The organism is Seohaeicola sp. 4SK31 (assembly GCF_028802875.1).
GTDB lineage: Bacteria > Pseudomonadota > Alphaproteobacteria > Rhodobacterales > Rhodobacteraceae > Seohaeicola.
This window is the reverse complement of sequence record NZ_JARAMP010000015.1, coordinates 38,125-52,697: the sequence shown is the minus strand read 5'-3', so window position 1 is coordinate 52,697 and position 14,573 is coordinate 38,125. Positions and strand designations below refer to the sequence as shown.

Genomic DNA, 14,573 nt, shown 5'->3' with positions numbered 1-14,573 from the left:
GACGTGCCGCAGCGGCCGGGCGGCAGGGCCGCCCGGTGCGGCGCCTACTCGGCCTCGTCCATTTTCGAAGCGTTGAGTTGCATGTATTTTTCGGCGCCCATCTTGTCGAAGAGGTCAAGCTGGGTTTCCAGAAAGTCGATGTGACCTTCCTCGTCCGCCAGCAGTTCCTCGAAGAGTTTCATGGTCACGTAGTCGCCCGCCGTGGCGCAATATTCGCGTGCCTCGCGATAGAGGGCGCGGGCCTCCTGTTCGGCGGCCATGTCGCATTCCAGCGTCTCGCGCGGGGTCTGGCCGATGCGCAGCGGATCCAGCTTTTGCAGGTTGGGATGGCCTTCGAGAAAGATCACGCGGGCGATCAGCTTGTCGGCGTGATGCATCTCCTCGATGCTTTCCTCGCGGCTTTTCTTGGCCATGTGGCCCAGACCCCAGTCTTCCTGCAGGCGGTAATGCAGCCAATACTGGCTGACGGCGGTCAGTTCCGATCTGATTGCGCGGTTCAGGTAGTCAATGACTTTTGCGTCACCCTTCATCAGTCTTATCCTGTGTTGGTCCGCTCTTGCGACCGGCGTCGCAGCGTGCGGAGGTGCATGGGAACTTCAAGGTTATCATTCTGACGCATGGTGGAAAGGAAAAGCGGCATGCATCCGCCACAATCCGCCGCCTTGCCGAGCGCGTGATAGATCTTGCCGGGGGTGATCAGGGCGTCGGCATCGGCGGCGCGCATCCAGTCGATGGCGGCGTTGATGTCGTGGTCGGTGATGGACTGGCAGTGGCAGATGATCATGGCGCGGCTCTGGCGGGGGTGGCTGTCATTTGGTCAGGATGAGCTTGCCCGCGCGGGTGATGCGCAGGGTGTAGATCTGTCCGTCCAGCTCGATCCGGGCCTGTGTGCCCCCTTCGGTCAGGGTGCGGGCGGAGTGGCTGGGCAGAGGTTCTGGGCGCGGCGCGGGGGTGCCGGTCTGGTGGCGCAACGCGATCATGGCCGGATCTCCCGGCTGGTCCGGGCCTCGATCCGGTCGAGCCAGAATTCGACGTTGCAGGCGTCGGGGAGCGCGAAGTCGTGCAACAGATCAAGCGCGGCGGCGCGGGCCGGACAGGGCGAGGGCACCGGCGCGGCAAGCCTGTCGGTGATGGAATGGGGTCTGTTCTGGGGCGACATGGCGGAAGTCCTTTCATCTTTCGATTCGGGCTTCCCCTCGGGAATGACGGGGGTGGCTGGAACGCCTCCTATTTCTGACAAAAAAACTCGGACAGGTCAATCCGAGTTTTTCTGTCAGGTATAGATCCGCCTCGGGCGGGTTCAGGCGGCGGCCCCGATGGTCAGGCTGATCGGGTCCAGACCGTCGATTCCGCCGGTGATGACGTCGCCGGGCAGGACCGCGCCCACACCCGCAGGCGTGCCGGTCATGATCAGGTCGCCCGGTTGCAGGTGATAGAAGCCCGACAGGTGGCTGATGATTTCGGGCACGGACCAGATCAGTTCGGTCAGGGTGGCGTCCTGCCGGACCTCGCCATTCACCGCGAGATGGATGCGCTGGCTGGCGATGGCGCCGAATTCGGCGGCCTTGGTCAGGGGGGCGAAGACGGCCGAATTCTCGACATCCTTGCCCAGATCCCAGGGCCGCTGATGCGCGCGTTCGGACAGTTGCAGGTCGCGGCGGGTCATATCCAGCGCGCAGCCATAGGCATAGACGCGCGACATCGCATCCGCGACGGCCACCTTGAACGCAGGGGCGCCGATGGCCACGGCCAGTTCCATCTCGTGATGGTAATTGCCCGTGCCGGGCGGATAGGGGGCGGTGGCGCCGGTGAGGATGGCCGAGGCCGGGGATTTGGTGAAATAGAAGGGCTTTTCGCGGTCCACCTCGATTCCCATTTCGGCTGCATGGGCGGCGTAGTTGCGTCCCACGCAGAAAATCCGGCGGATCGGATAGGTGCCGGCCTCACCCTTGACGGGGATGGAGGGGATGGGGGGAATGTCGAACAGATGGCTCATCGGCTGCGCTCCTCGTCTGGCCCAGCTTTTCGTGCATTGGGCGGTCATGGATGCGGATCAGGAAACTGGCTTCCTCCGCGATGTGATCTATAGGGGCAAAGGGCGGGGCAGAAAACGTGTCCTTTGCCATCCGCGCACAGTTTGTCCGGCAGCCGGAGACTGATCGCCGTATTTCAGGTGGCATGCTAACTGTTAGTATGCTTGTCAAATGAACCTGCCCCAAGATAGCCTGACGCTGGCCAAGGCAAGGATGCGCGGGGATGCTGGAACTTCATGACATGGCCGGACATCTGATCCGGCGTCTGCACCAGATCTCGGTCTCGGTCTTTACCGAGCGGATGAAACAGGCCGGGATCGACCTGACGCCTGTGCAATTCGCGACCCTGTCGGCGCTGGAGGCGCATCCCGATGTGGATCAGGCCACGCTGGCCGGTGTGATCGCCTATGACCGGGTGACGATCGGCGGGGTCGTGGACCGGCTGGAGGGCAAGGGCCTGCTGAACCGCAGCGTCAGCCGTCATGACCGCCGCGCCCGCATCCTGCGCCTGACGGAAGCAGGCACCGCCCTGCTGGCGCGTGTGCGCCCCTTGGTGCGTGATTTTCAGGGCGACATCCTTGTCGGTCTTGACGACGCGGAACGCGCGCACCTGATGACATTGCTGCGCAAGACGACTGAAGCGGGCAACGACCAGAGCCGTGCACCGCTTCAGCCGCCCAAGGCTGGTTAGGTGGTCAGCCCGGCAACCACAGGACGATGGGCGGGAACAGGATCATCAGCGCCACCAGCAGTAGCGAGCAGAAGATGAAGGGCAGTGCGGACATGTATATGTCGCGCATCGTCGTGTCTGGCGGGGCCACGCCTTTCATCACGAAGAGAAGCAATCCGAAGGGTGGCGTGGTGAAGCTGATTTCCAGCGCCAGCAGCATGATCAGGCCGAACCAGATCGGATCGAAACCAAGGGTGGCGGCCAGCGGAAAAAAGATCGGCACAGTCAGCAGCATCATGCTGATCTGTTCCATGAACATGCCCAAGAGCAGCAGCACCCCGAACATCACCAGCAGCATGGCGATGGGTTCCAGATCGAAGCCGGTGGCCCATTTGATCAAGCCGCTGGATGCGCCCGAGAAGGCGAGAAGCTGGCTGAAGGTGGCCGAGCCGAACACGATGAGATAGGCCATAAGCGTGACGCGCAGCGCGCCGACGATGGATTTGCGCATCGCCTCCCATGTCAGGCAGCGGAAGATCAGCGCGAGGATCAGCACGCCCAGCGCGCCGAAGGCTGCGGCCTCGGACGGGGTGACGATGCCGCCGACCATCATCGCGACGATCACGACCATGACACCGACCATCGGCACCACATCGGTGACAAACAAGGTGAGTTTCTGGCCGAGGGTCATTGGTTCGACATCATAGGCGGGGGCGGCGTCGGGGTCGATCTTCGTCTGGATGAAGATCGTGGCCAGATAGAAGGTGGCCAGGATCAGGCCGGGAATGATGCCCGCAATCAGGAGTTTTCCCACGTCGATCCGCGCCAGTGTGGCCAGCAGCACCGCCAGCGCCGAGGGCGGGATGATGATCGCCAGACCACCCGTGCCGAGGATCGGACCGATGGACATGTGTTTCTTGTAACCGCGCCGGTTCATTTCCGGCACCATGAGCGAGCCCATCAGCGCGGTCGATCCCATGGAGGACCCCGATAGCGTGGAAAACGCCGTGCCACCCAGAACGGTGACATAGGACAGACGCCCCGGCAGCCGCCCCAGCAGCTTGTCGATGGCGTTGAACATGCGTCCGCCAAGGCCGGTGTGGAAGAAGATCTCGCCCATCAGCAGGAAGAGCGGGATGGGCACCAAAGCGAAGCTGGTGAGTGAGCCGAGGCCGTTGTTCAACAGTGCGGAGATGCCACGTTCCCCGCCCATAAACACCCAGGCGCCAAGGATATTGGCGGCCAGAAAGGCCAGGGCGACGGGCATGCCGATGGCCATCAGCGCGAGGATCGCCCCCAGAAGGAGCGCCAGTGATTCATACCATTCCATTATTCGTGTATCCCCGCTTCACCGGAATGCATCAGTTCCTCGCCAAAGACGAAGCGCGAGAATTCGATCGCCATCATGCCGAAACAGATCGGGAACGAGATGGTGAGTATCCAGCGCGGAAAGTAATAGGCGCGCACGTCATAGTCGTTGCGCGCGATATTGGTCATCAGCAACTCGGCGCCCTTCCAGGCCAGGATCAGGCTGACAAGCACGCAGAGCAGGGCGACGCCGCGACTGACAAGCCTGCGGACCGGCGCCGGCAGGGCGGCTGTGACCAGTTCGATATGCACATGGCCCTTTTCGCGCACCAGCCAGGGCGCGCCCAGCATGGTGATGTAGAGCATCGCGTATTCGGTCGAGGTGAAAAGCCAGGCCCAGGGCTGCATGCCGCCATTGCGCAAGGCCACAGACAGGATGACAGCGATCATCACCCAGACCAACATGGCCCCCGCCAGAAAGGCCATACCGTAGAGAAGCAGGGAATAAAGTCGGATCAACTGCTGCATGTCTGCCTCGGACAATGGGGACGGGGCGAGGGTTGCGCCTGCCCGGATCAGAGTGGCGCGGCCCGACGGGCGGACCGCGCCTTTTCGGACTTACTTGTCCAGTTCGGGGTTGTAGAACAGGCCGATCAGCGTGTCATACTGGCCGTCACCCATCGGATGCTCGGCCATCAGGCCCTTCATGCGGGCCCAGGTCTTTTCGCGGGCTGCGGCCAGATAGTTGGCGCGGGCTTCGCCCTGGAGTTCGACCACTTTCATGCCACCGGCTTCCAGTGCGGCGAAATCTTCGTCCCGCTTGACGCGCAGCGCTTCGACCGAGGCTTTCTCGTGTTCGATGGCGGTGTCCTGAAGGATCTTCTTGGCCTCGTCGGACAGGCTGTTCCACTTTTCGAGGTTCACGATGACGCCGAGATCGGTCGAGAAGAAGTTCGGCTCGACCCGGTAGTTCAGGAATTCGTTCCACTTGAGGTCGATCAGGCCGATCTGGGTCCAGCCGGTCGCATCCACCACGCCACGCTCAAGCCCGGCATAGACTTCGGTTGTGGGCAGGTCGATCACCTGTGCGCCGAGGTATTCGGTGAAGAAGGCGTTGTAGACGGCGTTGCCGCGCAGTTTGATGCCCGAGATGTCGAGATTGCCGTTGGCATCGAGCTTGGGCTCGTCCTTCATCCACAGGTTATAGCTGACGCCACTGTCGAACCAGCCGAGGTATTTGACGCCCATCTTGGCCTGATGGATTTCGTCGATCAGGGCGATGCCGCCGTTTTCGCGTGCTTCAATCGCGGTCAGGTTGGAGGCGACCAGCGCGTCCTTTTCGGGCAGAGCGCCGCCATAGAAGCTGCCGGGGGTGTAGACCATGTCCACGATCCCGTCGCGCACGGCGTCGGCCTGCTGGAACATGCCGATGGCTTCGGGGCCGCCGCGGACTTCGATCTGGACGACGCCTTCGCCTGCGGCATTCACCTTGTCGACGAATTGCAGGAAGGACTGGGTGTAGATCAGCGTGCTGGGGAAGGCGTGCACGGCGGTCAGGGTTTCCTGTGCCGAGGCGGCCGCGCCGATCATGGTGGAACCGGCGATCAGGCCGCCGACGAAGGTCATTTTCATCGTTCTCTCTCCTTTTACCGGGGGTCTTGCCCCCGCCCTGTTGAAGATGTCCCTTGAGGGAACATCCGATTGATGTCGCGCGCCCACGCGGGCGCGCGGGTCTTTCAAGTCATCCCGTCAGCATGGCATAGGGGGCGGCTTTGGCCCGTGCCGCACGGAACGCCGCAATCGCGGGGCCGTGGCTGGCGGTCATGTCGATATCGTCCCAGCCGTTGATCAGCTTCAGCCGCCAGATCGGGTCCAGATCGAAGGGGATCACCTCGTTTCCGATACGGATCACGCCATCCGTCAGATCGACCGTCATCTCTTCGTCCTTGTCGCCAAGCCGGGCGATCAGCGCTTCGATCCGGTCTTCGGGCAGGCGCGCGGGCAGAAGGCCGTTGTTCACCGCGTTCGAGGCGAAGATATCCCCGAAACTGGGGGCGAGAACGGCCTTGATCCCGAAATCCACCAGCGCATAGACCGCCGCTTCGCGCGAGGAGCCGGAGCCGAAGTTGCGGCGGGTCACGAGGATGCGCGCCTGCGCGTGGCGGTTCAGGGGCATCTCGGGGCGTGGCGTGCCACCCGCATCAAACCGCAGGTCGTGCAGCAGATAGGGGCCGTAGCCATCCTTGCGCGGCACCGACATGAAGCGGGCGGGGATCAGTTGATCGGTGTCGATATTGTCCTGCGGCAGCGCCACGGCGGGACCCTGGATGATGCTGAACCCGGCCATGTCAGACCCGCCCTGCCAGAAGGGGGCGCACATCGGTGATCGTGCCTGTCACGGCGGCTGCGGCGACCATCGCGGGGCTCATCAGATGGGTGCGTGCGCCGCGGCCCTGACGGCCCTTGAAATTGCGGTTGGTCGAGGAAGCGCAGCGGTTGCCCGGTGCCACCAGATCGCCGTTCATGCCCACGCACATGGAGCAGCCGGAGGCGACCCATTCCAGACCGGCCTCGGTGAAGATGCGGTCCAAGCCTTCCTGTTCCGCCTGCGCCTTGACCAAGGCAGAACCGGGAGAGACCAGACCGGGCACCTTTGCGCGGCGCCCCGACAGCACGGCTGCGGCGAGGCGCAGGTCTTCGATCCGGCCATTGGTGCAGGAGCCGATAAAGACCTGATCAATGGGCGTGCCGTCGATCTTCTGGCCGGGGGTCAGGCCCATATAGTCCATCGCGGCACGGGCCTGATCGGCGCGCGCACCTTGCAGTTGCGCCGGATCGGGCAGGTTTGCGGTGATGGGCAGCGCCTCTTCCGGGCTGGTGCCCCATGTCACGGTGGGGGCGATGGTGGCGCCGTCCAGCGAGACTTCGCGGTCGAAGGTGGCACCATCGTCGGTGGCGAGGGTGCGCCAGTCTTGCACGGCACGGTCCCACTCGGCGCCATGCGGCGCGAAGGGACGGCCCTTGATATAGGCGAAGGTCACATCATCCGGGGCGACCATGCCGCAGCGCGCGCCGCCCTCGATGGACAAGTTGCACAGAGTCATCCGCCCTTCCATGGTCAAGCCTTCGACCACGGGGCCTGCATATTCGATGGCATGGCCGCGCGCGCCGTCCGCGCCGAGCTGGGCAATCCATGAGAGCGCCAGATCTTTGGCGGTGACGGATGGGCCGAGCTGGCCTGTCACGGTGATCCGCATCGTTCTGGGGCGTTTCTGCCAGATCGTCTGGGTGGCCAGCACATGCGCCACCTCGGTCGCGCCGATGCCGAAGGCGAGCGCGCCGAACGCTCCGTGAGTGGAGGTGTGGCTATCGCCGCAATTGATCAGCAGGCCCGGCAGGGTCAGCCCCTGCTCCGGCCCCATCACATGCACGATCCCCTGACGCGGATCGCGCATCCCGAAGCAGCGGATGCCGTGGCGGTTGGTGTTTTCCTCCAGCGTGCGGATCATGCGGGCGATGTCGGGATCACCGATCCGGTCGCGGTCACGCGTCGGCGCGTAATGATCGACCACGCCGATGGTGAGGGCGGGTTCGGCCACGGGCAGGCCACGCTCGGCCAGTTTGGCGAAGGCGTGGTGCGATCCTTCATGCACCAGATGGCGGTCCACCCACAGCAGGGATGCGCCATCCTCGCGCAGCAGAACCTGATGCGCGTCCCAGAGTTTGGCGAAAAGGGTGCGGGGGGTGCTGGTCATTCCGCCGCCTCCCGCGCCGCAGGGTCGCCGATGACGGGTTCCCAGTGGCGATCACCGCCCTGCCCCACGCGGGTCAGGGTCATTTCCAGCCGGAAGGCATCGGCACGGTAGAGGGCGGAGAGATATTCGACGCCCTGCCCGTTCACATCGCGCACGACGCGGCGCAGCGACAGAAGGGCCGATCCGACAGACACGCCCAGCGCCTCGGCCACATCGGGCGAGGCGAGGGTTGCGGTGACGGATTGATGCGCGGCATCGACCTGCACGCCGGAGCGTTCCAGCAAGCGGAAGAGCGGCGTCGTGGCAAGGTCGGCTTCGGTATAATTGGCGGCGATGGCTTCGGGCACATAGGTGGTCAGGTGCGAGAAGGGGCGGCCGTCGACCAGACGGACGCGGACGGCTGTCTGCACCCTTGCGCCATCGGGCAGGGCCATGGCGGTGGCCACGGCATCCGGTGCGGGACCGTATGAAAAGGACAAAAGCCGCGCGGTCGTGGCCTGCCCCATGGCGACAAGCTGCGGGATCAACGTGGTGAAATCGGCGGCCAGCGGGGCTGCGGCCCCATCGGGGGCGCGGACCACACTGCCGCTGCCGACCCGTTTTTCGATCAGACCGTCGGCGGCCAGCGACTCCAGCGCGCGGCGGATGGTGACGCGCGAGACGCCGTGCACTTCGGCCAGACGCTGCTCTCCCGGAAGGCTGGCGCCGGGGGCGAGGGTTCCATTGGAAATGTCATCGCGCAGCAGCAGATAGACCCTGCGCGCCTTGCCACCTTCCGGAAGACCTGTTCTGCCCTGCGTGTCCAAACCATCCCCCAAAATCACCGCCCAAAGGGGCCGGATTCGCCTTCAACCGTATCAACGGTTTTTTGAAAAGCAAGTAATCCGTCACTTTGCGGCGCAAATATTTGCGCTTTGCAGATACCGTTATCTGTATTACCAAAGATACAGATTTCCAAGGGAGGGACGCCATGCCGATCATCGAGGCTCATGTTCTGGAAGGCTATGACGATGGGGCGAAAACCCGTCTGGGCAAGGCTCTGACCGATGCGGTGCAGATGGTCGTGCCGGCTGTCCCGGATGCGATCACCGTGATTCTGCATGAGATGCCAAAGGCTCATTACATGCGCGGTGGAGCGCATCGCAGCGGCGCCCCTGCCCTGCCCGATCCTTGTGCAGTGGTGCGCGATTATCTGGCGGCGATGGAAGCGCGGGATCTGGAGCGGGCGCGTGGGATGCTGGGGGATGGGTTCGTGATGAACTTTCCCGGTGCGTCTGGTTTGCGCACGCTGGAAGAGCTGATCGCATGGTCGAAGCCCCGGTATCGGTTCGTAAAAAAGAACTATGACGGGTTCGAGGCCTTGCAGGGCGCGGGCCATGCGGTCGTTTACGCGCGCGGCACGCTGTATGGCGAGTGGCCGGATGGGGCGGCGTTTGACGGTATCCGGTTCATCGACCGGTTCGAGGTCACTGGCGGACAGATCACGCGGCAGGACGTGTGGAACGACATCGCAGACGTGAAAGCAGCAGGGACAGCATGACACAGAGCGCAGATATCGACCCGATCACACTGGCCGTTCTGGCGGGCCGGATGGAGCAGATCGCTGACGAGATGGACGCGACGCTGTTCCGCGCGGCCTTCAACCCGATCATCGCCGAGGCGCATGATGCCTCGCACGGGCTTTATCATGCGGTGACGGGTGATACGCTGGTGCAGGGGAAATCGGGGCTGCCGATTTTCGTGGGTGTCATGTCGTTCGCCGTGAAGGCCGTCATCGACAAGGCGGCCGAGCATGGCGAGATCCGGGACGGGGATATCTATATTTTCAACGACGCGCATCTGGGCGGCACGCATCTGTCGGATATGCGGCTGGTGCGGCCCTATTTCCGGGATGGGCAGTTGTTCTGCTATCTGGCGTCGGTCGGGCATTGGCATGATGTGGGCGGTGCTGTGCCGGGCAACTACAACCCCGCCGCTACGGACGCGTTTCAGGAGGCCTTTGTGCTGCCGCCCGTGCGCTTGGCGCGTGGGGGTGAGGTAAATACGGATATCATCGACATCCTGATGCGGAACACGCGGTTGCCTCAGTCTGCGATGGGCGATCTGAACGGACAGTTGGGCGCGCTGGATCTGGGCGTGCGGCGGATGGATGAGCTTTTGGATGAATACGGGGCCGATACGGTGCGCGCGGCTCTGGATGCCTTGGGCCACCGGGCCGAGGCGTTGATGCGGGCCGAGTTGACCGCCCTGCCCGATGGGCGCTGGGAGGCGGTGGATTATCTGGACAATGACGGGATCACCGATGTGGCCCTGCCGATCAAGGTGGCCTTGGAGATCAAGGGCGACCGGATGGTTCTGGATTTCGCAGGAACCGCGCCGCGTTGTGCGGGTCCGGTGAATATCGCGCTGCCGACGGCAGTGGCCACGGCCTATGTGGCGATCAAGCATATCTTTCCGGCGCTGCCGGCCAATGCCGGTGTGATGCGCCCCATCGAGGTGCGTATCCCGGAGGGGTCGCTGCTGGCCGCCGAATTCCCCGCGCCCGTGGGTGGCTATACCGAGACGATCCTGCGGATGATCGACGTGATCTTTGCGGCGGCGGGTCAGGCGGCGCCCGACCGCGTGGTGGCGAATGCTTACGGCACGATCAATGCGCTGTCGATTGCGGGCAAGCGCAAGAATGGCCAGCCCTGGGTGATGTTCAGTTTCTACGGCGGCGGGCATGGCGGATCGCCGGAAAGCGACGGCTTGAACCATGGCAACGCGCCGATCTCGACCGCGACGATCCCGCCGATGGAGATCCTTGAGGCGGCCTATCCGGTGATGTTCCGGCAATGGGCGCTGCGGCCTGACAGTGCGGGCGCGGGCGCGCATCGCGGCGGCTTGGGTGCCGTCTATGAGATCGAGGTGCTGGAGGAAAACGGGGCCGAGGCGTTCCTGTTCGGAGAGCGCGGGCGCTTTGCTCCCAAAGGGGCCGCAGGTGGCGGCGAGGCGGCGATGAACGTGTTTTCCTATGAGCAGGCGGACGGGTGGCATCATCCGCCCCTGGCGTCGAAAATGCGGGGGATCAAGCTGACGCAGGGACAGGCCGTGCGGCTGGAGACTCCGGGTGGCGGTGGCTATGGCGCTGCTGCGGCGCGTGATCCCAAGGCCGTGGCGCGGGATGTGGCGCTGGGGCTGATTTCAGAGACCGAGGCGGATAAAACATACGGAACCGCATGGAAAGGGGCGCAGGCATGAGCATGCAAAAGACCGCAGGCCGCATGATCGGCGTCGATGTCGGCGGCACCTTCACGGATGTGTTCGTGCTGGACGAGGCGGCGGGAACCGCCACGGTGGCCAAGGTGCCGACCACGCGGCCTGATCAGTCGGGCGGGTTTCTGGACGGAATCGGGCGGCAGGTGTCGGACCTGTCCACGGTGGCGGTGGTGGTGCATGGCACGACCGCCGGGACCAATGCCTTGTTGGAGCGCAAGGGTGCCAAGATCGGCGTGATTACCACGGCCGGCCTGCGCGACGTGCTGGAAATGCGGCGGCGCGACCGGCCCCGGACTTGGGGGCTGCGCGGGGATTTCACGCCTGTGGTGCCGCGCGACCTGCGCCTTGAGGTGCCGGAGCGGACCTTGGCGGATGGGTCGATCCGCACGCCTGTCGATCTGGACGCGGTGCGCGATGCGGCGCGGCATTTGCTGGATCAGGGCTGTGCGGCGGTGGCGGTGATGTTCGCCAATGCCTATGCGAACCCTGCCAATGAGGCGGCGGCGGTCGCGGCCATTCGGGAGATGTGGCCGAATCCGCATGTCTCTGCCTCCTCGGAAATTCTGCCCGAGATCCGCGAGTTCGAGCGGTTTTCGACCACGGCGCTGAATGCCTATTTGCAACCCGAGGTGTCGGGTTATCTGGACCGTCTGGAAACCGCGCTGAAACAGGGCGGTTTCGGCGGCGAATTCATGATCGTGCAATCCAATGGCGGGGTGATGGCGGTGGATACCGCCTGCCGCCTGCCTGTGCGCACGGCCCTGTCGGGGCCTGCGGCGGGGGTGATTGCGGCGGCCTATATCGCGCAGACGGCGGGGTTTCCCGATGTGATCACCGGCGATATGGGCGGCACCAGTTTTGACGTGTCCTTGATTGCAGGGGGCAAGTCGATGCTGTCGCCGCAGACATCCATTGATTTCGGGATGGTCGTGCGGTCGCCGATGATCGAGATCACGACGATTGGCGCGGGCGGCGGGTCGATTGCATGGGTCGATAAAGGCGGTTTGCTGATGATCGGGCCGGAGAGTGCGGGATCGAACCCCGGCCCCGTGGCATATGGTCTGGGCAATACGCGGCCCACGGTGACGGATGCGAATGTGGTGCTGGGCCGGATTGATCCGGACAACCCCATCGGGGGCAAGCTGACGCGTCTGGATGTGGAGGCGGCGTCTCGGGCGATTGATGAGCATGTGGGCAAGCCTTTGGGTCTGTCCACGCTGGCGGCGGCGGAAGCGATCCTGCGCGTCGCCAACAGCCGGATGGCGGGGGCGATCCGCTTGGTGAGTATCGAGCGGGGCTTTGATCCCAAGCGCTTTGCCTTCATGCCCTTTGGCGGGGGTGGGGCGCTGCATTCCGGGGCGATGCTGGCGGATGTCGGGCTGGCGCGGGCGATTGTGCCGCGCTATCCGGGTGTGACCTCGGCCATGGGTTGCGTGATCGCCGATATGCGGCAGGATTTCGTGCAGACGATCAATGCGATGGTGGACGGGCTGGATGAGGGCGGTCTGGCCGCGTTCATGCAGGCGCATATGGATCAGGGTCTGGCCATGCTGGACGCGGCGCAGACCCGGTTCGAGGCGCGCGAGACCACGTTCGAGCTGGACATGGCCTATGTCGGGCAGACGCATACGGTGGCCGTGCCCTTGCCGGTGACGATTGCGGATGGTCGCGTCGTGCCGCCGACGCGGGCTGAGATCGCCGAGGCGTTCGATGCGGCCTACAAGGCCACCTATGGGCGCTTGTTGCCCAAGGGGGCGCGGCGGGTGATGAACCTGCGCTCTGCCGTCACGGGGCGGCGGCCGAAGTTCGATCTGGCGACACTTGCCCCGCGCGGAACCGGGACGGCCGCGGCGGCACGCAAAGGATCGCGGCGCGTCCATTTCGGCGATGCGTGGCATGAGACCGCGATCTATAACCGGCTGGATCTGCCGGTCGGTGCCGTGATCCACGGCCCTGCCATTCTGGAACAGCCTGATACGACGGTGTTGATCGAACCCGGATTGACCGGCACGGTCGATGCCTATGGCAACACGATCATCACCCGGCAGGAGGTTTGATCCATGGGCGCTTTGACCACGATTGATCCCAAGCGCACGGCGCTTCTGACCATTGATTTGCAGAATGACTTTCTGCATCCCGAGGGGGCTTACGGCCGTGCGGGGCAAGGGGCGGATGCGATTGCGGCGCTGCCTGACCGGGTGGCCCCGGTGCGTGATGCGCTTCGCGCCAAGGGGGGCACTTATGTGTCCGCGCAGTTCACGCTGGTGCCCGGACCGGGTGGGGTGCCGCTGATTGCGCCGCATCTGAAGCAGTTGCGCCCGTTCCTGACGACGGGGGATTTCGCACCCGGCAGTTTCGGTCATACGCTGGTGGATCGTCTTGCGCCCGCGGATTATGTGGTCGAGAAGGTCGCCTATTCCGCGTTCTACCAGACGCGGCTGGAATATATCCTGCGGGCCTTGGGGATTGATACGCTGATCGTGGGTGGGATCGTCACCAATGGGGGCGTGGCCAGCACGTTGCGGGACGCGCATCTTCGGAATATCGAGACGATCATGCTGTCGGATGGTTGTGCGGCGTTCCGGCAGGATGTGCATGAGGCGACGCTTCTGTCGCTGGGCACCGTCACCCATGTGATGAGTTGCGCCGAGACGATCGCTTTGCTGGAGGGCGCGGTATGAGCTTGCGTGCACGCCTGACTGCATCCGAGATTGTGATCGCGCCCGGTGTTTATGATGGGCTGACCGCCACGCTGGCCGAACAGGCGGGGTTCGAGGCCTTGTATCTGTCCGGGGCGGCTGTCGCCTATACGCGGCTTGGGCGGCCTGACATCGGGCTGACTTCGGTGTCGGAAATGGCGGATACGATGGCGCTGATCCGGGATCGCACCGCCCTGCCCGTGATCATCGACGCGGATACGGGGTTCGGCAATGCGCTGAATGCGCAGCGCACGATGCGGCTGTATGAGCGCGCGGGGGCCTCGGCCTTGCAGGTGGAGGATCAGACCTATCCCAAGCGCTGCGGGCATCTGGCGGATAAATCGCTGATTTCGGCTGCGGAAATGGCGGGCAAGATTGCGGCGATGGCGGATGCGCGGGCCAGTGACGCCACGCTGATCATCGCGCGCACGGATGCGATTGCGGTGGAAGGCTTTGATGCCGCCATGGAGCGGGCCGAGGCCTATGTGGCGGCCGGGGCGGATGTGCTGTTCATCGAGGCGCCGCGGACGGGGGACGAGTTGGCGCAGGTGGCGCGCACGTTTCGGGGCCGCGTGCCGCTGTTGGCGAATATGGTGGAAGGCGGGCATACGCCCATTACCTCGGCCACGGACTTGCAGGCGCTTGGCTTTGATATCGTGATCTTTCCGGGCGGGATCGTGCGGGCCTTGGCGCGGACGGCGCAGGATTACTATGCCAGTTTGCGGGCCCATGGGTCGAACACGCCGTTCGCGGATCGGATGTTCGATTTCGACGGGCTGAACGCGCGGATCGGCACGGCGGAAATGCTGGCCATGGGGCAACGGTTCGACGGGCAGGACAAGGGGTAAGC

17 protein-coding genes are annotated in these 14,573 nt (G+C 64.2%); 6 read left to right on the top strand and 11 right to left on the bottom strand.

Annotated features, from left to right (window positions below):
* Positions 1–44: 44 nt before the first annotated feature.
* From bfr to PVW27_RS13605, 5 genes are all read right to left on the bottom strand, one after another.
* The gene (gene bfr / locus PVW27_RS13625; RefSeq protein ID WP_274558566.1) at positions 45–530 is read right to left on the bottom strand and encodes a bacterioferritin; all 486 of its coding nucleotides are present in this window, start codon (positions 528–530) and stop codon (positions 45–47) included.
* A 5-nt stretch (positions 531–535) separates the two neighbouring features.
* Positions 536–784 carry a (2Fe-2S)-binding protein gene (locus tag PVW27_RS13620; RefSeq protein WP_274558564.1) on the bottom strand — a complete coding sequence of 83 codons (249 nt, stop codon included), beginning with the start codon at positions 782–784 and terminating at the stop codon, positions 536–538.
* Positions 785–809: 25 nt separating this feature from the next.
* Positions 810–980 carry a hemin uptake protein HemP gene (gene hemP / locus PVW27_RS13615; RefSeq protein ID WP_274558562.1) on the bottom strand — a complete coding sequence of 57 codons (171 nt, stop codon included), beginning with the start codon at positions 978–980 and terminating at the stop codon, positions 810–812.
* Positions 977–1,159, bottom strand: coding sequence for a hypothetical protein (locus PVW27_RS13610; RefSeq protein WP_274558560.1), 183 nt, complete (start codon positions 1,157–1,159; stop codon positions 977–979). The genes hemP and PVW27_RS13610 overlap by 4 nt, the downstream gene beginning before the upstream one ends.
* 141 nt (positions 1,160–1,300) lie before the next feature.
* The gene (locus PVW27_RS13605; RefSeq protein WP_274558558.1) at positions 1,301–1,996 is read right to left on the bottom strand and encodes a fumarylacetoacetate hydrolase family protein; all 696 of its coding nucleotides are present in this window, start codon (positions 1,994–1,996) and stop codon (positions 1,301–1,303) included.
* Between the two features lie 260 nt (positions 1,997–2,256).
* Here PVW27_RS13605 and PVW27_RS13600 point away from each other — a divergent pair, with 260 nt between their 5' ends.
* Entirely contained in the window at positions 2,257–2,724 is a 468-nt protein-coding gene (locus tag PVW27_RS13600; RefSeq protein ID WP_274558556.1) for a MarR family winged helix-turn-helix transcriptional regulator, read from the top strand.
* Between the two features lie 4 nt (positions 2,725–2,728).
* Here PVW27_RS13600 and PVW27_RS13595 read toward each other — a convergent pair whose 3' ends face one another.
* From PVW27_RS13595 to PVW27_RS13570, 6 genes are all read right to left on the bottom strand, one after another.
* The gene (locus tag PVW27_RS13595) at positions 2,729–4,033 is read right to left on the bottom strand and encodes a TRAP transporter large permease (protein WP_274558554.1); all 1,305 of its coding nucleotides are present in this window, start codon (positions 4,031–4,033) and stop codon (positions 2,729–2,731) included.
* Positions 4,033–4,539 (bottom strand): TRAP transporter small permease, encoded by a 507-nt coding sequence (locus tag PVW27_RS13590; RefSeq protein ID WP_274558552.1) that lies wholly within the window; start codon positions 4,537–4,539, stop codon positions 4,033–4,035. Before PVW27_RS13590 ends, PVW27_RS13595 begins: the two co-directional genes overlap by 1 nt.
* Before the next feature lie 90 nt (positions 4,540–4,629).
* A complete protein-coding gene (dctP, locus tag PVW27_RS13585; protein ID WP_274558550.1) occupies positions 4,630–5,643 on the bottom strand; it encodes a TRAP transporter substrate-binding protein DctP in 1,014 nt (337 codons plus the stop codon).
* A 109-nt stretch (positions 5,644–5,752) separates the two neighbouring features.
* Positions 5,753–6,358, bottom strand: a complete 606-nt coding sequence (gene leuD, locus PVW27_RS13580) for a 3-isopropylmalate dehydratase small subunit (RefSeq protein ID WP_274558548.1) — start codon at positions 6,356–6,358, stop codon at positions 5,753–5,755.
* A 1-nt stretch (position 6,359) separates the two neighbouring features.
* The gene (leuC, locus tag PVW27_RS13575) at positions 6,360–7,766 is read right to left on the bottom strand and encodes a 3-isopropylmalate dehydratase large subunit (protein ID WP_274558546.1); all 1,407 of its coding nucleotides are present in this window, start codon (positions 7,764–7,766) and stop codon (positions 6,360–6,362) included.
* Positions 7,763–8,572: a GntR family transcriptional regulator gene (locus PVW27_RS13570; RefSeq protein ID WP_274558544.1), complete on the bottom strand. Its 810-nt coding sequence runs from the start codon at positions 8,570–8,572 to the stop codon at positions 7,763–7,765. Before PVW27_RS13570 ends, leuC begins: the two co-directional genes overlap by 4 nt.
* A gap of 164 nt (positions 8,573–8,736) precedes the next feature.
* Here PVW27_RS13570 and PVW27_RS13565 point away from each other — a divergent pair, with 164 nt between their 5' ends.
* From PVW27_RS13565 to PVW27_RS13545, 5 genes are read left to right on the top strand one after another with little or no spacing between them, the layout of a single operon-like run.
* Complete coding sequence (locus PVW27_RS13565; RefSeq protein WP_274558542.1) at positions 8,737–9,306, top strand: tautomerase family protein; 570 nt, start codon at positions 8,737–8,739, stop codon at positions 9,304–9,306.
* On the top strand, positions 9,303–11,006 hold the full coding sequence (locus tag PVW27_RS13560) for a hydantoinase B/oxoprolinase family protein (RefSeq protein ID WP_274558541.1): 1,704 nt from the start codon (positions 9,303–9,305) through the stop codon (positions 11,004–11,006). The genes PVW27_RS13565 and PVW27_RS13560 overlap by 4 nt, the downstream gene beginning before the upstream one ends.
* Positions 11,003–13,081 (top strand): hydantoinase/oxoprolinase family protein, encoded by a 2,079-nt coding sequence (locus tag PVW27_RS13555; protein WP_274558539.1) that lies wholly within the window; start codon positions 11,003–11,005, stop codon positions 13,079–13,081. The genes PVW27_RS13560 and PVW27_RS13555 overlap by 4 nt, the downstream gene beginning before the upstream one ends.
* 3 nt (positions 13,082–13,084) lie before the next feature.
* Complete coding sequence (locus PVW27_RS13550) at positions 13,085–13,705, top strand: cysteine hydrolase family protein (RefSeq protein ID WP_274558537.1); 621 nt, start codon at positions 13,085–13,087, stop codon at positions 13,703–13,705.
* Positions 13,702–14,571, top strand: a complete 870-nt coding sequence (locus PVW27_RS13545) for an isocitrate lyase/PEP mutase family protein (RefSeq protein ID WP_274558536.1) — start codon at positions 13,702–13,704, stop codon at positions 14,569–14,571. Before PVW27_RS13550 ends, PVW27_RS13545 begins: the two co-directional genes overlap by 4 nt.
* Positions 14,572–14,573 lie beyond the last annotated feature (2 nt).